18 protein-coding genes are annotated in these 19707 nt (G+C 59.9%); 10 read left to right on the top strand and 8 right to left on the bottom strand.

Annotated features, from left to right (window positions below; all coding sequences use genetic code 11):
- Nucleotides 1–69: 69 nt before the first annotated feature.
- From LIO64_RS04895 to LIO64_RS04910, 4 genes are read left to right on the top strand one after another with little or no spacing between them, the layout of a single operon-like run.
- Nucleotides 70–1029, top strand: coding sequence for an ROK family protein (locus tag LIO64_RS04895; protein ID WP_290548329.1), 960 nt, complete (start codon nt 70–72; stop codon nt 1027–1029).
- Nucleotides 1010–2002, top strand: a complete 993-nt coding sequence (locus LIO64_RS04900) for an RsmB/NOP family class I SAM-dependent RNA methyltransferase (RefSeq protein WP_290548330.1) — start codon at nt 1010–1012, stop codon at nt 2000–2002. Before LIO64_RS04895 ends, LIO64_RS04900 begins: the two co-directional genes overlap by 20 nt.
- Before the next feature lie 5 nt (nt 2003–2007).
- Nucleotides 2008–2517, top strand: a complete 510-nt coding sequence (locus tag LIO64_RS04905; RefSeq protein WP_290548331.1) for a metallophosphoesterase family protein — start codon at nt 2008–2010, stop codon at nt 2515–2517.
- Nucleotides 2514–2921, top strand: coding sequence for an NUDIX domain-containing protein (locus LIO64_RS04910; RefSeq protein ID WP_290548332.1), 408 nt, complete (start codon nt 2514–2516; stop codon nt 2919–2921). The genes LIO64_RS04905 and LIO64_RS04910 overlap by 4 nt, the downstream gene beginning before the upstream one ends.
- Nucleotides 2922–3380: 459 nt before the next feature.
- On the opposite strand, the gene LIO64_RS04915 is transcribed toward LIO64_RS04910, so the two are convergent.
- On the bottom strand, nt 3381–3533 hold the full coding sequence (locus tag LIO64_RS04915; RefSeq protein WP_290548333.1) for a hypothetical protein: 153 nt from the start codon (nt 3531–3533) through the stop codon (nt 3381–3383).
- 328 nt (nt 3534–3861) lie between these two features.
- On the opposite strand from LIO64_RS04915, the gene LIO64_RS04920 reads away from it, so the two are divergent.
- The 6 genes from LIO64_RS04920 to LIO64_RS04945 all read left to right on the top strand — a co-directional run bounded on the left by LIO64_RS04920 (nt 3862) and on the right by LIO64_RS04945 (nt 10019).
- Nucleotides 3862–5253, top strand: a complete 1392-nt coding sequence (locus LIO64_RS04920; RefSeq protein ID WP_290548334.1) for an efflux RND transporter periplasmic adaptor subunit — start codon at nt 3862–3864, stop codon at nt 5251–5253.
- 63 nt (nt 5254–5316) lie between these two features.
- On the top strand, nt 5317–6021 hold the full coding sequence (locus LIO64_RS04925; RefSeq protein WP_290548335.1) for an ABC transporter ATP-binding protein: 705 nt from the start codon (nt 5317–5319) through the stop codon (nt 6019–6021).
- Nucleotides 6018–7382, top strand: a complete 1365-nt coding sequence (locus tag LIO64_RS04930) for an ABC transporter permease (protein ID WP_290548336.1) — start codon at nt 6018–6020, stop codon at nt 7380–7382. Before LIO64_RS04925 ends, LIO64_RS04930 begins: the two co-directional genes overlap by 4 nt.
- Nucleotides 7383–7412: 30 nt before the next feature.
- Nucleotides 7413–8777: an efflux transporter outer membrane subunit gene (locus tag LIO64_RS04935; RefSeq protein WP_290548337.1), complete on the top strand. Its 1365-nt coding sequence runs from the start codon at nt 7413–7415 to the stop codon at nt 8775–8777.
- Between the two features lie 203 nt (nt 8778–8980).
- A complete protein-coding gene (locus LIO64_RS04940; protein WP_290548338.1) occupies nt 8981–9523 on the top strand; it encodes a hypothetical protein in 543 nt (180 codons plus the stop codon).
- A 304-nt stretch (nt 9524–9827) separates the two neighbouring features.
- A complete protein-coding gene (locus LIO64_RS04945; protein ID WP_290548339.1) occupies nt 9828–10019 on the top strand; it encodes a hypothetical protein in 192 nt (63 codons plus the stop codon).
- 85 nt (nt 10020–10104) lie between these two features.
- Here LIO64_RS04945 and LIO64_RS04950 read toward each other — a convergent pair whose 3' ends face one another.
- From LIO64_RS04950 to LIO64_RS04980, 7 genes are all read right to left on the bottom strand, one after another.
- A complete protein-coding gene (locus tag LIO64_RS04950) occupies nt 10105–11244 on the bottom strand; it encodes a serine hydrolase domain-containing protein (RefSeq protein ID WP_290548340.1) in 1140 nt (379 codons plus the stop codon).
- A gap of 237 nt (nt 11245–11481) precedes the next feature.
- Nucleotides 11482–14670 (bottom strand): efflux RND transporter permease subunit, encoded by a 3189-nt coding sequence (locus tag LIO64_RS04955; RefSeq protein ID WP_290548341.1) that lies wholly within the window; start codon nt 14668–14670, stop codon nt 11482–11484.
- A gap of 3 nt (nt 14671–14673) precedes the next feature.
- Nucleotides 14674–16014 (bottom strand): efflux RND transporter periplasmic adaptor subunit, encoded by a 1341-nt coding sequence (locus LIO64_RS04960; protein WP_290548342.1) that lies wholly within the window; start codon nt 16012–16014, stop codon nt 14674–14676.
- A 75-nt stretch (nt 16015–16089) separates the two neighbouring features.
- Nucleotides 16090–16485, bottom strand: a complete 396-nt coding sequence (locus LIO64_RS04965; RefSeq protein ID WP_290548343.1) for a MarR family transcriptional regulator — start codon at nt 16483–16485, stop codon at nt 16090–16092.
- 286 nt (nt 16486–16771) lie between these two features.
- Nucleotides 16772–17440, bottom strand: a complete 669-nt coding sequence (tsaA, locus tag LIO64_RS04970) for a tRNA (N6-threonylcarbamoyladenosine(37)-N6)-methyltransferase TrmO (protein WP_290548344.1) — start codon at nt 17438–17440, stop codon at nt 16772–16774.
- 53 nt (nt 17441–17493) lie between these two features.
- Nucleotides 17494–18768, bottom strand: a complete 1275-nt coding sequence (locus tag LIO64_RS04975; protein WP_290548345.1) for a dihydroorotase — start codon at nt 18766–18768, stop codon at nt 17494–17496.
- A 6-nt stretch (nt 18769–18774) separates the two neighbouring features.
- Nucleotides 18775–19701, bottom strand: a complete 927-nt coding sequence (locus LIO64_RS04980) for an aspartate carbamoyltransferase catalytic subunit (RefSeq protein ID WP_290528745.1) — start codon at nt 19699–19701, stop codon at nt 18775–18777.
- Nucleotides 19702–19707 lie beyond the last annotated feature (6 nt).

The raw sequence follows: 19707 nt of genomic DNA on the forward strand, positions 1-19707 counted from the left end.
TTTTTTTAACGGAAGCATACTTCTTTTAACCTTTTCATCGACCGGTAAAGTTTTATATATTGAATTTATATGACAGCTTCAACCATCACCTCCATCGGCATTGATTTCGGGGGCACCTCCATCAAGCTGGGGGTCATCAGGGGCACGGAAGTGATTGAACACGCGCCTTCCATCGCCACCCAGGAATATGGCAATCCGGACCAGCTGATTGAAGCCATCGCCCAATTCGTGAATCTGCTGCGGATGAACCATCCGGAAGTGCAGGCCGTCGGCATGGGCATGCCGGGATTCGTCAATTTTTATGAGGGTACCGTTTACACGCTCACCAACGTGCCCGGCTGGAACAACGTTCCGGTGCGCGACATGCTCCAGGCCGCCTGCGGGCTGCCCGTGTACGTGGAGAACGACGCCAACTGCATGGCGTACGCGGAATGGAAACTGGGAGCCGGAAAGGGAAAGAGGCACCTGGTCTGCCTGACCCTGGGCACGGGCGTGGGGAGCGGACTCATCGTGAACGGGGAACTCCTGCGCGGGGCTACCTGTTCCGCCGGGGAGCTGGGGCAAACCAGCATTGACTACCGGGGGCGGCTGGGCCATTACGGCAACCGCGGCGCCCTGGAGGACTACGTGGGCAACCGGGAAATAGCGGCGGACGCCCGCACCCTGTACGCCGCCCACGGCATTGACAAGGCCATTGTGGACTGCAACCCCATCGCCCTGGAACGGGCGGCGCTGGCGGGGGACGAAGTGGCCGCGCAGGTATGGCGCGACCTGGCCGTAAAGCTTTCCTGCGCCCTGATGAACTGCTGCTACCTCCTGAACCCGGAAGCCATCATCATCGGCGGCGGCGTAGCGAAGGCCAAGACCCTGCTCTTCCAGCCCCTGCAGGAGATCATGAAAAACCAGCTCGCCGGACCGCTTGCGGAACAGCTGGAAATCCTTCCTGCCCAGTTCGGTACGGAAGCGGGCATCCTGGGGGCCGCCAATCTGGCGACCAACACCCACTTCGGTGAAACATTCCGGGTTTGATTCCGTGTCTTCCTCTCAAATACTCAGACTTACCCGCAAGCTGGAACTGACTCCGGCACAGGAACAGGATTTTCTGGATGCCACGCAGGCCGGAGACCGATCCAGAAGCGCGCTGGTCATCACGCCGAAGGCTCCGGAAGGCTACATCCCGCCCCTGCCGGCGGATGAGTCCCCGCGGGACTGGGGGCATCCGGCCGTCATCGCGCTTCCGGAAGGGGAGCCGGAAACCAAACCAGGCGCCCTGCCGGATTATGAACGCGGATATTACTACCCCCTGGACCTCTCTTCCGTCTGGGAAACGGCTCCCCTGGAGCAGCTGCCTTTCCGGCCGGAACGCTGCCTGGACATGTGCGCGGCGCCCGGAGGAAAAAGCATCCTGGCACAGACGCGGATAGCTCCGCGGGAACACGTCTCCAACGAAGTGCACCCGAAGCGCCTGGGCATCCTGCGCCACAACCTGCTGCGCTGCGGCTTCACGGGCCTGTACACCCAGCGCCTGCGCCCGGACCAGTGGGCGGAGCTCGCCCCCGCCTGTTTTGACCTCATTCTGGCGGACGCCCCATGCAGCGGGCAGTCCCTGCTGGCCAAAGGCATTCCCAACCCCGGCTGCTTCAATCCCTCCGTCACCGGAGGAAACGCCAAGCGGCAGCGGGGCATTCTGCTGGCGGCGGTACGGTGCCTGGCGCCCGGAGGCTGTCTGCTGTACACCACGTGCACGTACGCCCCGGAGGAAAACGAACGCAACATCCTGTACCTGCTGAAACGCTGTCCGGAACTGCACACCGTAGCCGTTCCTGAATTAGAGCCTTTTCGCTCCTCCCTGACGCAGGAGGCCTGCTACCGTCTCATGCCTTTCCACGGCGCAGGGGCGGGAGGCTTCACCTGCCTGCTGCGCAGGGAGGGGGAACGTGCGCAGCTGCCTCCCCTGCCGGAAGAATTGCTGGCGTGGCCCATCCATGCCATGACCCTCTGAACACCATGAAAATAGGCATTTTTTCAGACATGCACGACCGTACGGACCATCTGGAGCTGGCCATGCACCAGATGCGCCTGCTGGACTGCGGACACTTTATTTTCCTGGGGGACTGCACCACCCCGGAAAGCTTCCTGCGCCTGATAGAACTGACCGGAGGCCTGCCTCTGGACGCCGTCCCGGGCAATAATGACTACGATCTGGACGCCATGCGCCGGATGGCCGCCAACTCCCCGGCGGCGCGCCTGCATCCGGAGCATGCTCTCATCACCAGGTACGGCATGAAGTTTTCCCTCTCCCATTATCCCAGATACGCCATGCAGGAAGCGCGGAACGGGAAGGTGGACGCCGCCCTGTACGGCCATACCCACCAGCCCGTGAGGGAAATAATCGGCGGCTGCCTGCTTGCCAATCCGGGGGAACTCCAGGGAAGGACCGGGCGCATCGGCTTTGGCATCCTGGATACGGATTCCCGCCTCATGAACCTGAACTCACTGGATTTCAACGCCTCATGAACACCCTGGACGTCTGCTGCGCCCTGATTGAACTGCCCTCCGCCCGGGGCCCCCTGCTCCTGGCCGCCAAAAAGGCCGCCGGGCAGTCAAACGGGCTTCTTTATGAATTTCCCGGCGGAAAACTGGAACCCGGGGAGAACGCGCAGAACGCCGTCATCCGGGAAATACGGGAGGAACTGGGATGCGCCATCCGGCCTGTCCGCATGCTCACCCCCGTCCGGCACCGGGAAGGGGAACGCGTCATCCGCCTCATCCCATTCCTGTGCCGCCTGGAACCCTGCACCCTGCCCCGGCCCCTGGAACATGAAAGCCTGGGCTTCTTCTCCCGCCGCAGGCTGGAAGAACTGCCCTGGGCGCCCGCAGACCGTCCCATTTTACGGCAGTGGCTGGAAGAAAAATCCTGACGGAACAGAAGTCCGTTCAGCCTCAATCACTCTGCGGAGGATGACCCTCGCATGTCTGAAAAGATTCTAAAAACACCTTGGATCATTCGCCATCATGCAGTATATAAGGTGTTGGCTGCTGCACTCGTCACTACCTGGCAAAGTGGCCCGAACCGATATTACAACCTAATGGGGGCAGCCCCGACGCAGGGCTGACTACGTCCTATACCGGAAAAGTCAAAACAGCGGCGGAAGTCCCCGCTCTATTGAGGCACGGGAACGTGGCTCACTGCCAGAGACGGTGCAGCGGTGTCTTTTTCTTTCCCCCCGCAGCCGGGAAGACGGCCGGGAAACCGTTTCCTGAAGGCTCCGCCCTGAACGTGCGGCGTGGCCGCCCATTTCCCCGGTGCGGCATTCCAGCCCCGGCTTTGTCCTGCCTCTTTGCGCTCCGCAGCATATCCGGACAGGAAGCGCACGTGCTCAAAAGGAACGCATGCGCGCATGGGCGGCCATGGACTTCAAGTACTTCACCGCCTTCCGCTCACGTTCCTTCTCGTCCCTGCCCGGCCGGGAGGAACGGCAGAAGGAATGGAGCAGCTTGAACATCAAGTCAAATAAATCGTGCTTGTACATACGTTTGATTGGCTATTTCCGGATCTCTTGATCCTTCACCTCTTATTCAGCAAAGATCGTGCCAATTTTTCTCCACAGCCCAAACACAATGGTTATCAACCCATTGTATCCCTGCACCCTTAAAAACGATTCTACCGCCCCCTTACAAATCCGTAAAAAAGAGACAGGGTATTACGATAATGTAATATTATTAGTTGCTATATAATAACTGTTAATAAACGCAATAAACCCTTAGACATTTCCGGAAATAATGGTAGGATCACGCCCCGTTACGAAAAAGTTTTAACATCTGTGCAACTTTTTCATTATTACGAAGTATATTATAGTCGTGAAGGGATTTATCAAACTCATCATCGTCATTGCCGTTCTTGGAGGCGTCTGGTTCGCCTGGGAACTGTGGAAAGGAAACGAAGCGATCCAGGTGGACTACCAGACAGAACCCCTTGAAAAGGGGGATCTGATGATCACCATTGACGCCACCGGCGTCACGGAACCTGATGAACTGGTGGACGTGGGCGCCCAGGTCAGCGGCATCATCATGGAGTTCGGCAAGGATCTGAACGGCAAGGTGGTGGATTACTCCAGCCCGGTGAAGGCGGGCCAGATGCTCGCGGAAATCGATAAACTGCCCGTGCAGCTGGACGTGCAGCGGGCGGAAGCCTCCAAGGCGCAGGCCAGCGCCGGAATCGCCCGTGCCAAGGCGGACATCCAGCAGGCGAAGGCCAAGCACCACCAGGCCCGGCTGGACCGGGAACGCGCGGAAAAGCTGGGGCCGGGGGATGCCCTGTCCAAATCCAGCTATGACCAGTACATTGCGGATGAAGAAACCGCCCGCGCCAACGTGGCCGTGGCGGAAGCCTCCCTGCTGGAAGCGGAAGCCTCCCTGAAACAGGCAGAAGCCGCGCTGAAAAAGGAAATGCGCAACCTGGAATACACCACCATCCAATCTCCCGTGGACGGCGTGGTGGTCAAGCGCCTGGTCAACATAGGCCAGACGGTGGTTTCCAGCATGAGCGCCTCCAGCCTGTTCTACATCGCCACGGACCTTTCCAAGCTGAAAATCTGGGCCGCCGTGAATGAGGCGGACATCGGCAGCATCCGCAAGGGGCAGGACGTCCTGTTCACCGTAGACGCCTTCTCAGGCCGCAAATTCAAGGGAACGGTGGACAAGATACGGCTGGACGCCACCATGACCTCCAACGTGGTCACCTACATCGTGGACATTGACGTGCCCAACCCGGACAAGCTCCTCATCCCCTACCTGACGGCCAACGTCCAGTTTGTGGTGGAGGACATCCGGAACGCCTTCCTCGTCTCCAACGCCGCTCTCCGCTTCCGTCCGGAAATGGAACTCATCAGCGCCGAGCAGAAAACGGTCTTTGAACAGATGCAGCCGGAACTGGCAGCTCCCGCACAAAACAGTAAAGAGAAAAAAGCCGTGGTATGGGAACTGCGGGACAACCTTCTTTACCCCCATCTGGTCACCAGGGGGGAAAGCAACGGCATGCTGACGGCCATTAAGGGGGAAACGCTCCGGGAAGGCATGGAAATCGTTTCCACGGCACAGATCCTGAACCGTTCCAGAAACTCGGAAGACGGGGCGTCCGCCTCTGCCGGCGGGGAAAACCCGTTCGCGCCCAAGATGCCGCCGCGCCGCAAACCGAGCACGGGCAACACGAAGGCCCCGGCCGGCAACGGCGGACCGCCTCCGCGCCCCTGATCCGGGGGAATGCCTCCGCTCGCCTCATCATCCTTTTTTTACCGCTTCAAGCACTACAACAACGTGATCCGCTTACGTGACATAACCAAGGTGTACCACCTGGGAGAAATAGATCTTCAAGTGCTCAAGGGCATCACCCTGGACATCAAGGAAGGGGAATTCGTTTCCCTCACCGGGGCCTCCGGCTCCGGAAAGTCCACCCTGATGAACATCCTGGGCTGTCTGGACCGCCCCAGCTCCGGCCATTACTACATTGCCGGGGAAGACGTAGCCACATTCAACGCGGCAGAGCGCGCCACGCTCCGGAACAAGCGCATCGGCTTCGTCTTCCAGAACTTCAACCTGCTCTCCCGCACCACCGCCCTGGAAAACGTGATGATGCCTGCCGTATATGCACATCCCACCCTCACCATGAAAGCCATGCGTGAGCGCTCCGTGGAACTGCTGAACCTGGTGGGCCTTTCCGACCGCATGGACCACACCCCGGCCCAGCTCTCCGGAGGCCAGCAGCAACGCGTGGCCATCGCCCGCTCCCTCATCAACAACCCCAGCATCCTGCTGGCGGACGAGCCCACGGGCAACCTGGACTCCACCACCTCCAAGGAAGTGCTGCACATGTTCAAGGATCTGAACCGCCAGAAAGGAATCACGGTCATCCTGGTGACGCATGATCCCAAAATAGCCGCCTTCACGGACCGGGCCATCAACATGGCGGACGGCCTCATCTGCGAAGGGATTTCCGACACGCTAAGCAAAGACGACGTATGAAATTCCTTCCCCTCCTCAAAACCTGCATCAAGGCCCTGGTGCGCAACCCCATGCGCGCGGCGCTCACCATCCTGGGCATCATCATCGGCATCGCCGCGGTGATCGCCATGGTGGAAATCGGCCAGGGGTCCACGCTCCAGATTAAAAACACCATCGCCTCCATGGGGGCGGACACGCTGAACATCCGCCCCGGCGCCATCTCCAAAAGCGGGGTCAACACCGGCGCCGGCGGCAGGGCCTCCCTGACCAATGCGGACTGCGAGGCCATCGCGCAGGACTGTCCCATGGTCCTGCGAGCCACGCCCGTGGTGCGCGCCAGCGGCCAGGTCATTTACGGCAACAAGAACTGGAGCCCGGAAACCGTGGAAGGCGGCTCCGTGGAATACCTGAAAATCAAAAACTGGTATGACATGGACCGCGGACAGCCCTTCTCCGAAGAAGACGTGGAGCAGGCCAGGCGCGTGTGCGTCATCGGCCAGACAGTAGCCAAGGAACTCTTTGGGGACGAAGACCCGCTGGGCAAGGACATCCGCATCAAGAACGTCATGTTCAAGGTCATCGGCATCCTCCAGAAAAAGGGGGCCAACATGATGGGCCGCGACCAGGACGACTCCATCATCCTGCCCTGGACGAGCATCCGCTACCGCCTGCAGGGGCTGGGCGGCGGCTCCTCCTCTTCCTCCTCCGGCAAATCCACCACCACCTTTAACCGGGCGGACAAATACACGTCATCTTCCGTGGCCTACTACACGGAAACCACGGACCAGCCCTATACGGACGCCCCCCATCCGCGCCGCTTCAACAACATTGATTTCATCATGGCGCAGATCGCGGACCCGGAACGCTCCTCCGAGGCCATTGACCAGATCACGGAAGTCATCCGCGCCAAGCACAACCTCAAGGACGGCCAGCTGGACGACTTCCGGGTATGGGACATGGCTGAAATGTCCCGGGCCATGAGCAGCACCACGGAAGTCATGACCAACCTGCTGATGATCGTGGCCATGATCTCCCTGGTCGTGGGCGGCGTGGGCATCATGAACATCATGCTCGTCTCCGTCACGGAACGCACCAAGGAAATCGGCCTCCGCATGGCGGTGGGCGCCCGGCCGCAGGACATCATGCGCCAGTTCCTGCTGGAAGCGGTGCTGCTCTGCGTGGTGGGCGGCGCGCTGGGCATCATGCTCGGCAAGGCCATCTCCATCATCGTCAGCCGCACCATGAACTGGGCCACCGCCTCCTCTCCGGAAGCCATGGCCCTGGCCGTGGGCGTCTCCGTGTTCATTGGCCTGGCCTTCGGATGGTACCCGTCCTGGAAGGCGTCCAGAATGGACCCTATTGACGCCCTGCGTCACGAATAACGTTTTACTCTTCTTTCTCCCATGTCATCCATGTTCAAACATCTCCCCCTTCTGGCCGCCTGCTGCCTGAGCTCCTGCATGGTAGGCCCGGACTTCCGGCAACCTGCCCATGACCTCCCCGCCTCCTGGACGGAGGCAAAGCCCCCCCGCAGCTCGGACAAGGACCTGCGCTCCTGGTGGAACATCTTCGGGGACCCCCAGCTCAACCGCCTCGTCTCCACCTCCCTGAACAACAATCCGGATATGAAGGTGGCCCTGCTCCGCATCCGGGAATCCAGGGAAAGGCTGCGCATCTCGCAGGCCTCCCTCCTGCCCTCCGCGGACGCCAGCGCCGGCTGGAGCCTCTCTCCGGACCGGGGATTCCGGAGTTCCACCTCCCAGGACTTCTCCCTGGGGGCCTCCACCTCCTGGGAACTGGACCTCTTCGGCGGCAACCGCCGCTCCATTGAGGCCTACCGCGCCTCCCTCATGTCCACGGAAGCCTCCGCCTGCGCCGTCCGCACCGCCCTGCTGGCGGACGTCGCCACCGTCTACTTTGAGTGGATCACCGCCTGCGAACAGCTCCGCATCGCCCGGGAACAGCTGGAAATCCAGAAAAACACCCTTACCATTGCGGAAAAGCGCCATAAATCGGAATTCGCCCCCCGTCTGGACGTGGAGCAGGCCATCTCCACCGTCGCCTCCACGGAAAGCCGCATTCCGGCACTGGAAGCCCAGGTGGCTTCCGCTAAAAACCAGCTCTCCGTGCTGCTGGGCACGTACAACTCCCGCGTGGAACTGACGCTACCCAAAGCCTCCGTCTTTGAAAAAACGCCCGTCGTTCCGGTGGGCCTCCCCTCCGAGCTCCTGCGGAGAAGGCCTGACGTCATCGCGGCGGAGGCGGATCTGCACGTAGCCGTGGCCAACGTAGGCGTCGCCGTGGCGGACCTGTACCCGCGCTTCAGCCTGACGGGGTCTCTCTCCAGCCGCGGCGGAGACTTCGGCCAGCTCTTCCGGGAAAACAACAACGCGTGGTCCCTGGGCGGAAACCTGCTCCAGCCCCTGTTCCAGGGCGGCGCCCTGAGAGCCGCGGTACGCGCCCAGAAAGCGGCGGCGGAACAAGCCGCGGAAACCTACCGCAAGACGCTCATCACCGCCGTTTCCGAGGTGGAAGACGCCCTGATCGCCTACGGCAACTACACCTCCCAGATGCAATACCTGCACAAGGAAAACAACGCCAACAAGGAGGCCTTCCTGCTCTCCCGCACCCTGTACATCAATGGCCAGACGGACTTCCTGAACGTCATTACTGCCCAGCGCTCCTGGCTCAGCTCGGAGGAATCCCTGGTCACCATGAAGCAGAACATCCGCAAGGCCGTCGTGCAGCTCGCACGCGCCCTGGGCGGCGGATGGTAAAAACCTGCGGACTCTCCAAAACGGAAAACATTCCCCGTTAAAACGGTGGAGTCTCTACTGCTGCACCTCGCCGCATCTCCCTGCGCTGTCCCTTGCGGATGGCAGCGAGATGGTTTTACATATCGGAAAGCATCAAGACATGCTGCCGGAAAACAATGACCAGCATTGGATTTTTCATCATCCCATCCCCGTTTGAAAGAAGCATGAATAACTGTCTTACAAATATCACTATTGTTCTCCTCGCTGCCATCTCACTCGTTGAAGGGAGCATTATCTGGCATGAAAAGAGCATCCACCGCGATTCTCAAAAGGCTGGAACGGAGGAAAAAAGCGGACGGGCTAACTATAGAGATGATGATTTCGTCCCGGATATTTCTTCCCAGTTTCCCCATCTCTATTTCAAAATTCAGGAAACACAGGACTCTCTATCTGCTGAAGGAGGAACTCTTATTATTGAAAGAACCCAATCCAGGCAATCCGCTGGAAATAGGGAATATGCCGAGACGGAAACACATTTTATCAATCCTAATGAAACCGCTCATCTTCCTCCGGAAATAAAAAATACGTCTGTCTTCTCCATTCTCTGGACATCCGACTCCGTCACCACCAAAACGGAAGAGAATTCTCTTTCCATGGAAATCGGCAAAAAATCATTATCCCCCTTGAAACTAACACTCACTTTAAGAGCCAAAGATGGAATGGGCCGGGAATGGAAACTGGCATGGGTGAGAGCAAATGAGGATTAACAAGATATCCGCCGCATCAGGGATACCAATTCCCGTCAAATCATGCCACAACCACTTGAGAGCGAACAAGACTCTATTACCGTACGGAAAAGATCAATTACATACATATAAGAATGGAAACTTTAAAACGATAGCTTCACACAGGACGGAATATGAACATCCCCTCAAACTGGAAACGGGGGAAAGCGTTACGCTGGGAGAAAGAGCGCCGGAGGAAAACCGGAAGGACTGGATTTGGGGGAAAACAAACGTGGCCATGGAGGCTGGGTTCCCGTTCAATTGATTGACTGTCCGGGAGACGAGGATGAGGGGAAGTGTGCTGGAAGATTACAGCGCCAGGGAACTGGTCGTAGACCGAGGGGAAGATATCGTCAAAATCAAGACGCTGAATGGATGGACGTGGGTCAGGAGAACAAACGACGGAGAGGAAGGCTGGATACCCGATGAGGCCATTGGAGAGGGAGCGACGCTAGCCCCTGAAAATAGACGCCCCTGAAAGACGTAGCTCATACGAAAATCCACCCTTACTCAGGAAGAACGGTTTTTCTTCCCCTGCCCTCCGGTTCTTTCCGGGAGAAAGCTCAGGCCTCCGGCTTTTCCTCCATTTCCTTCATCACTGCGTCAATGAGACGGCGCGTCTTCACGCCGGGCAGTACGTTCAGGTCCATGCGGTTCATGGCATAGCCGAAGGAGAGGCCGTGGGCCGGGTCCGCAAAGGCATGGGAGCCGCCTGCCCCGGCGTGGCCGAAACCGTTTAATCCGAACAGATGCCGCAGCTTGCGGCCCGTGGCGGGGTCCGCAGGGTCATGCATGAAGCCGCAGGAAAAGGCGGTGGGCGTTTTCAGCGTCAGGTCCGGCCCGTCAATGACGACGTTCCGCATCCAGCTCCGCACGGTTTCCGGAAAAACCTGAAGTTCATCCAGCCCCAGGCAGGCCTGGTAAAATTGCGCCATGCCGCGGGCGGAAGCCACCCCGCCGAAGGCAGGCGCCCCGGAGGTCCACGCCTCCGGCGTGTTCATCTGCCGCACGCTGTTCAGTCCCATAAGCGTATTGAAGGCACGGTTCACGGGCGTGCCTTTTTTCATGTATTCCAGATAAAACGGCGTGCCCATGTTGGACATGTCCATCTTGCCGGGGTACAAGGTCGCCACCCGGCCGAATTCGGATTCAGGCAGGTTGATGTAAAAATCCAGATCCAGCGGCTTGCGGATGTATTCATCCCAGTACGCCCAGAGGCGTTCCCCCGTCAGGCGGATCATGAGTTCGTCCAGCATTACGCCATAGGTATGCGGATGGTAGCCGTGCTCCGGGGGCTGCCACGCCGGAACGGTTTCTTCCAGGGCACGCACGCAATCCTCATGATCAAACACGCTGGCTGTTCTGGAAAAGGCCGCCAAGCCGCACTGGTGAGACATCATTTGCGCGATGGAAGCATAAGGCAGCGGGAATTCCGGCCACAGTTCCCCCATGCTCATCTCCGGGGAAGCTCCCTGCTGGTGCAGGGCCAGCAGCAGGGCGGCGGAAGCGGGGCCCTTGGTAGCGGAGTAAACGGGCACCAGGGAACGTTCCGTCCACGGGCGCGTTTCATCCGCCACGGCAAATCCGGAATGCAGGGAAACAATTTCCCGCCCTTCCTTCCAGACGGAAACGGACGCACCCAGTTCCCCGTAATCACGGAAGTTTTTTTCAAACGCTTCAGTTATGTACCGCTCGCCTTTCATTCCTCTCAACCGGGCAGGAACACCTTTCCCGCCTTCACGGGAAAGTTTACCCCCCGCTTTCCGGGAAGGCAAGCACGGCACGGTTCATGCCCCGGCCGCCGCCTGAATCCCGTTTATTAACGCCGTCCGCAGGAGCATTCACGGAAAAAATTCCCCCCGCCGGACTACCGGACGGGGGGAAAGAAACCGTATTCCCCCTTTCCCCGGGAGGAACACGGCAGGGCGTTACTTTTCCCGTCAGCTTCCGGGCGCGTCATTCTTGTGCGCGGCCAGGTATTCCCGGGCTCCCGCTTCATCCGGGTCCTCCTTGAGTTCATTCAGGGAGAATCTGATGCGGAACAGTTTCATGATAAACACATAGGAACATGGGATCAGAAAGACGCCCACCAGCGTAGCCACCCCCATGCCGATGACTACCACCGTACCGATGGCGTTGCGCGCCAGCGCGCCGGACCCGGAGGAAAGCATCAACGGAATGCAGCCCAGGATGAAGGCCAGGGAGGTCATCAGGATGGGCCGCAGACGCAGCCGGGCGGCGGCCAGGGTGGCCTCCATCAGCCCCCTGCCGCGCTGCATTTCCAGATTGGCGAATTCCACAATCAGGATGGCGTTCTTGGCCGCCAGCCCCACCAGCATCACCAGACCGATCTGCGCGTAAAGCGTCAGCTCCATGCCCTGCCAGTACAGCCCTGCGTAAGCCCCCAGCACGGCAATGGGCACCGTGAGGAAGACCGCCAGGGGCAAGGACCATTTTTCATAGAGAGCCACCAGAATGAGGAAGGCGAAGATGGCGGACATGGTGAAGATGGCCCCCAGGCCGATGCTGTTGCGCACCTTGTTTTCCTGGAAGCTCATGTCCTGGTAGTCAAAGCCCACCTTCGTGGGGTCCATCGTCTGCCGGAACACTTCCTCCAGGGCGTCCATCACCTGCTGGGTGGAATAGCCGGGCCTGGGCATCACGTTCAGCTTGGCAGCGTTATAGATGTTGTGGTGCATCACGAATTCCGTGTCCTCAATTTCCCTGATATCCACCAGGGCGGACAGGGGGACGCGGGCGCCGTCCGCGTTCGTGACGAAAAAGCCGTCCATCTTTTCCAAACTGGCGCGGTCTTCTCCCTGCGCCTGGATGTATACCTGCCACTGCTGGCCGAAGGCGTTGAAGTAGTTGATGAAGGAGGAACCGTTGTAGGCGGCCAGAATGCCGTTGGCTACGTCAATGTCCACCTTGTGGAATTTGCACTTTTCCTTGTCCAGGTTCACGTACTTCTGCGGCATGTCTGCCATCATCATGTCCATGCACAGGGCTATTTCCGGACGCCGGGAAGCCGCGGCCTGGAATTGCTGCACCTGTTCATGCAGGTAGGCCACGCCCTGCCCTTCCAGGTCTTCCAGCACCATCGTCACGCCGTTGGCGGTGCCCACGCCGGGAATGGCCGGAGGTTCCAGCACCATCCCCATGCCGTCCAGCCCGGCCTGCGCCAGTTTGCCTTGAAGCTTCCGGGCCAGCTCCGCGGAGGTTTCCGGCCGTTCGCTCCAGTCCTTGAGTTCGATGAAGGCGATGCAGGCCCCGGGAGTCTGCACGCTGTTGAGGATATTGAGGCCCACAACGGTAGTCAGATTTTTCACGGCAGGATCCTGAAGGGCCGCTTCAAATTTCTTGTCCTGCTCATAGGCCACCTGCAGGGAGGTATTCGGCTTCAGGATCAGGCAGGCCAGCAGAAAGCCCTGGTCCTCGTCCGGAAGAAAGCCGCCGGGCACGCGTTCCGACACGGGGACCACGGCCCCCCAGAATAAAAACAGGAGGGGGATGGAAATCACCAGCTTGCGAGCCAGGCTTCCGCACACGCGGGTGTAGCCGCTGGCGGCGCGGCCATAGCATCGGTTGAACAGGCGGTGGAACGGGGAGAAAATGCTCTTGCGTTCCGCACTCTTGGGTTTCAGCAGCAGGGCGCACAGCGCCGGGGAAAGCGTCAGCGCGTTAAAGGCGGAAATGAGCATGGAAATGGCGATGGTCACGGCGAACTGCTTGAACAGCGTGCCTGTAATTCCTTCCAGCAGCAGGGAAGGCAGGAACACCGCCGCCAGCACCAGCGCAATGGCGATGACGGGACCGGACACTTCCTGCATGGCTGCGAAGGAGGCCATGCGCGGATTCAGTCCCTTGTCAATGTGCTCCTGCACGGCCTCCACCACCACAATGGCGTCATCCACCACCAGGCCGATAGCCAGCACCATGCCCAGCAGGGAGATGGTGTTCAGCGAAAACCCCAGCACGGGAAACAGGCAGAAGGTGGAGATCAGGGACACCGGCACGGCAATCAGCGGAATGAGGGTGGCGCGCCAGTTCTGCAGGAAGATGTACACGACCAGGGCCACCAGGATGACGGCTTCAATGAAGGTGTGCTTGATTTCCTCAATGGAATAGCGCACCGCCGTGGTCGTATCCAGGGAAACGCGGCCGGCAATGCCTTCCGGCATCAGCGGGGCCTTGGCGTTCAGCAGCTTTTCCACACGGTCAGCCGTGGCGATGGCGTTGGAGCCCGGAGACTGGAAGATGACGATGGCCGCGGAAACCTCCCCGTTCAGGCGTCCGGTGGCGGAATAATCCTCCGCCCCCAGCTCCACCTTGGCAATGTCTTTCAGGTACAGGATTTCATCCCCGTCCTGGCGGATGATGATGTCTTCAAATTCATGCGGTTCCGACAGCCGCCCCTGGGTACGTACGGTAATGGTCTGCTCCTGCCCGTCCGGCACGGGGTCCGCCCCGATCTTGCCGCCTGGGTTGGTGGTGTTCTGGGCGGAGATGGCGCCGCGCACTTCGTTGACGGAAACGCCGTAGTGGGTCATTTTGGACGTATCCAGCCAAATGCGGATGGCGTAGCGCCCCGCGCCGTACACCTGCACTTCCCCCACGCCTTCCACGCGCTTGAGTTCGTCAATGAGCTTGACCTGGGCATAGTTCGCCAGGTCCACGGAATTGTAGCTGCCGTCCGGGGACGTCAGGGAATAAATCATGAGCGGGAGGCCCGGCTGCTGCTTGATGGTCACGCCCGTGCTCTGCACTTCCTGCGGAAGCTGGGAGGAGGCCTGCCCGTAGCGCATGTTGGTCAGCACCTGGTCAATATCCGTATCGGACCCCGGTTCAAAGATCACGGACAGGTTGTACACGCCGTTGTTGGAGGAAACGGACGTCATGTAGTCCATGCCCTGCACGCCGGAAATCTGGCGTTCCAGCGGCGTCCCCACGGAGTCCGCCACCGCCTGCGCGTTGGCCCCCGGGAACATGGCCTGCAACTGGATGGTGCGCGGCGTGATTTCCGGATACTGGGAGATGGGCAGGTTGAACATGCAGACCAGCCCCAGCAGCGTAGTCACGATGGCGATCACGGCCGCGATCGCGGGATGCTTGATGAAAAAGGCGCTCATGGCTTACTTGGCGGTTACGGAAGGAGTGGTGGAAACGGGCGCGGTATAAACAAAGGGGGCGGGAACGACCGTTCCGAATCCTTCCGCAAGCCCGTGTTCCCGCATCAGGCTGTTCGCCTTGGAATACTGGGCGGCCATCATGCCGCCTTCCACGATGACCGGAGCGTCCGCCGGCCTGTCATAGCCCATTTCCTTCAGGGATTCCGCAAGGGGCTTGACCGTCCCCGTCACGATCTGCATCAGCATGGGGGCCGTGCCCCCGGCGCCGTCCGGCATGTCAAGCACCACGGTTTCTCCCGGCTGCACGTCAATGCGGCGCGGCGTGTTGTCCGGCGCCACCACCATGATGTTGCGGTGGTTCATGGAGGAGAGGAGAGCCCGGGCAGGCACCAGCAGGGCGTCCTTTTCCGTTCCCGTCACGGCGCGCACACGCACCGCCATGCCGGAACGCAGCTTCAGGTCCGGGTTGGGAACGTGGCCGATGAAATTCACGGTGCCTGTCGCGCGGCTCACTTCACTGTCCACGGAAACCACTTTTCCCTTTTTCTCAAAGACGGAGCCGTCTTCCAGAATCAGTTCAAAATCCGGCATGTCTCCCATGCGTCCGGTTTTCACGTTCACGGTGCCGTCCATCAAGCGGCTGAGCACCTGCTTGCCCGTCACGGAAAAATCCACCCGGATGGGGTCGATGGAAGACATGGTGGTGAGCGGGGAACCGCTGGCGGAAATCAGGTCCCCCACGCTGGCCGTCGCCTTGGAAGCCAGCCCCCGGAACGGCGCGCGTACCTTCGTGCGGTCCAGGTTGATCCGGGCATTCTCCAGGGAAGCCTCCGCTTGCTTGATGCCCGCTTCCGCCTGTTCCAGGGAAGCCTGCATCTCCTTCAGGTTCTGCTGCGCATCCGTCAGGTTTTTCACGGAGATGGCTCCCGTCTTAATCAGCTTGTCATAACGGTCCAGGTCCTTCCGGACCCTGTCCATGGAGGCTTCCGCCTGGAGCTTGACGGCGCGCGCCGTAGCCAGATTGGCCTCTTCCCGGTCCACCGCAGCCTGGTAGGAGGCCGGATCAATTTCAAAAAGCAGTTCCCCCTTGTCGCAAATGGAGCCGTCCCAGTATACCTGCCGGACCAGCGTGCCGGAGACCTGGGGCCTGATGTCCGCCTGCTCCACCCCCCGCAGATGCCCGAACCATGAGGATTTCAGTTCCACCGTCCTCTGTTCCATGTTCATAACGGAAACCTTGAGCGGGGGCATTTCCCTCCGGTTCACGGCATCCGCCGTTTTGCCTCCGTCCCGGCATCCCGCCAGCCCGCACAGGGCCGCTATCATTATATGGTGTACTTTCATGTTGTTGATTAAATCATTATTGAAGCATGCTTCATATTTTCCGGTATCGCATTTCCGGAAGGCCCAGTGGGACTTTTATTTAATGTTGTCGTACATGCGCTTCAGCAGTTCCCTCAGGCAACGGCGGTCTTTTTCCTCCACCCCGGCAAGGAGCGCATCCTCAATCACGCTGATCTGCTGGCTGATGGTCTCATGAAAGCTGCGGCTCGTATCCGTCAGATACACGTTTTTCAATCTCCCGTCTTCATTGTCAAAGGCCGTGGTCACCCACCCCTTCTGTTCCAGACGCTGGACGATTCCCTTGGCCGTAGTATGGGAGACGCCCAGATACTGCTCAATGTCCTTCTGGGAAACCGGTTCACCGTCACGGGAGATCAGGTAGGCCAGCACCCGCCCCTGGGAAGCCGTCACCTGCTCCAGAGCCAGCCCCCGCGTGATCATCGTGTCCACGCGGTCCGTGATCATTTTCATCAGAAACGAGATGGTAAACAAATTCTCCTCCATATTATGAAGCATGCTTCATGAGTTCCATGAAAATTACGCACATCCCGGGATCAAGTCAAGCGGAATCCCAACGGAGCCGCCACGGGGAAAGAAGATTGGGGGAATGCGGAAAAAGGCATGCTCATCATTTATGCCCCATTTTAAATTCACCAGAAAACTAACGGAGAAACATTTCCTACGCCCATCCGGTGCGGAACAGCAGAACCAGCCTTTCCCGAACGCCGCCCTTCCGGCAATACAAAAGGAATATGCCTTATTTCCTTTCCAGGGAAAGCACATGCAGGCGGCCTTTTTCCACCCGGAATTTTACCTCCCAGCCGGAGAACAGCAGGCCGTAAATCCGTTCCGGGTCATCCTGGTACTGCGGGCGCGGGTCCAGGGCCAGCGTATCCGCCAGCGCTTCCAGCTCCTCCGGCGGCAGGGAACCGCCCAGGGAAGCGGGGATTTCCACTTCCAGCCGCTCATAGGGAGAAGCGGTGAACCCCTCGGAAGCCTCCGGAATGCAGTCCGCCAGCGGGACGTAGGGCTTGATGTCCAGAATGGGCGTGCCATCCACCAGATCCACTCCGGAAAGGTGCAGCACCGGGCCGTCCTGCGGATGCAGCTCCACCTTTTCCAGCCTGACGGCGGAGAGGCCGATGGGGTTGGGCCGGAACGGCGCACGCGTGGCGAACACCCCCATGCGCACGTTGCCGCCCAGGCGGGGAGGCCGGACCGTCGGGTTCCATCCTTCCCGCAGGTTTTCACTGAATACCCAGATCAGCCACAGGTGGGAAAAGCCTTCCAGCCCGCGGACGGCGTCCGGGTTGCGGAACGGCGGTTCAAATACCAGCCTCGCCCGCGCGCCCGGCACCAGGCCGCTCTGGCGCGGTACGCCGAACTTGTCCGGATAACACGTGCTGACGCGGGCGACAGGCTGCAAGAAGAAAGGGAGTTAACAGTTAATAACGAAAAGTTAATAGTTAACAGGGAATGCTAAAAGCTGTAAACCTCGTTCCCGAGCACCACGGCTTCCACCTTCCCCTTCAGGGTTTTGCCCAGGAAGGGGGTGTTGCGGGCGCGGCTGCGGAGCGTTTCATTCGTGACGGGCGTTTCCCCTGCCGGATCGAACACCACCAGATTGGCCGGAGCGCCTTCCTCCATGGAGACGGGAGCCATGCCCATAAGCCTGCGGGGAGCGTCACTGCACGCGCGCACCACCGTCTGCCAGGACATTTTTCCGGGCTCCACCAGGTATTGGTAAATGGCGGGAAGGAACGTATCCAGCGCAATCATGCCCTGGGGCGCCACTACGAAATCCTGAAGCTTGGAGAACGGCGTGCAGGGCGTGTGGTCGGAGACGATGCAGTCAATGGTGCCGTCATTCACTGCGGCGATCAGGGCGTCCACGTCAGACTGGTCGCGCAGGGGGGGGAGGGTCTTGTAACTGGTATCGTAACGGCCCACTTCCTCATGCGTGAACAGAAGATGGTGAAGGGCCGCTTCCGCGCTCAGACCGGCGGTTTTCGGCTTGCAGCGGCGCAGGATGTCCACGCTGCCGGCGGTGGAAACGGTCTGCACGTGCAGGGAATTGCCCGTATCCACGGAAAGGCGGATGATGGTTTCCATTCCTATTTCCTCCGCACAGGAGGGGGAACCCGTCAGCCCCAGGCGGTAGGAGGTGGTGCCGGGGTGCATGGTGGCCTTTGCCGTCAGGGACGGAACGTCCCCGCGCAGCGCGAAGGTGAGGTTCAGGTTACTGGCGTACTGCATGGCGCGGTACAGCAGCAGCATGTTGTCTGGCGCGCGGTCCCCGTCCGTGATAAAGCGCACCCCCTTGGCGCGCAGGGAGTCATAGGAGGCCTGCTCTTCCCCGCCGTCACCCTTGGTCAGGCAACCGGAAGGGATAACCTCCACCAGGGCGTCCGTGCGGCAGATTTCCATGAACGTGGTGATCTGGGCGGCATTGTCCATCACGGGATCGGTATCCGGCATCGCCATCAGGCCCGTCACGCCGCCATGCAGGGCGGCGGCCGTAGCCGTGGCCACACGCTCCTTGTCTTCCCGGCCAGGCTGGCACAGGTGGGCGTGAATGTCAAACAGGCCGGGCAGCACCAGCTTTCCGGAGGCGTCCAGCACCTTCTCTGCGGAATCCGCAGGCAGCGTTCCGGCGGGGGCCTTTCCGGCGATCACCCCTCCGGAAACCAGAAAATCCACCGGAGCGGAACCGTCCGCCAGCCGGGCATTACGAATAAGTACGGAAGTTTTCATGAACGATCAGTGCTGGGTTTGCGGGGTGAGATGGTAAAGGATGGACATGCGGCAGGCGATGCCGTTTTCCACCTGGCGGTTGATCAGGCAGCGTTCGTAATCCATCGCCAGGTCGCAGATTTCCACGCCGCGGTTGACCGGTCCGGGGTGCATGATGTACAGGCCTTCATCGGAAATGCGCTTCAGGCGCTCCTCCGTAACGCCGTAAATCTTGTTGTATTCCCGGGCGCTGGGGAAGAAGGGGGCGTCCTGCCTCTCCTTCTGTACGCGCAGCAGGTAAATCACGTCCGGTTTCCAGGCGAACGCCTCGTTGAAATCGGAAAAGCGGGGAATGCCGGAATGCTCCGTGCGCGGCACCAGGGACCCCGGCCCCAGGTAGGCCACTTCCATCCCCAGCCTCTTCATCAGGAGGGAAGTGGAGCGGGCCACGCGGGAATGAAGGATGTCCCCCACGATCAGCACGCGCTTTCCCCTCACGTCCGGAAACACCTCCCGGATGGTGAAGGAGTCCAGGAGGGCCTGGGAGGGATGGGCGTGCGCGCCGTCCCCCGCATTGATCACGCTGGCGCAGGTATGGCGCGCAATCACGTTCGGCAGGCCGCTGTTGTAATGGCGCACGATCACGTAATCCACCTTCATGGCCTGGAGCGTGGCTATCGTATCCTGCACGGATTCCCCCTTCACGACGGAAGAGGTGGACACCGTAAAGTTGGTCACGTCCGCAGACAGGCGTTCCGCCGCCACTTCAAAGGAGGAGCGGGTGCGGGTGCTTGGTTCATAAAAAAGCGTCAAAACGGACTTCCCTTTCAGGGCTGGCACCTTTTTGACGCTTTTGGTAAAGAGCTCTTTCATCGGACCGGCCGAATCCAGCAGCGTATGAATTTCCTCGTCGGTCAACGAGGAGATGTTAAGTAGGTCCTTGCGGGGATTCATGAAAGT

The sequence above is a fragment of the Akkermansia sp. genome (genome assembly GCF_020860705.1).
Taxonomy (GTDB): Bacteria; Verrucomicrobiota; Verrucomicrobiia; order Verrucomicrobiales; family Akkermansiaceae; genus Akkermansia.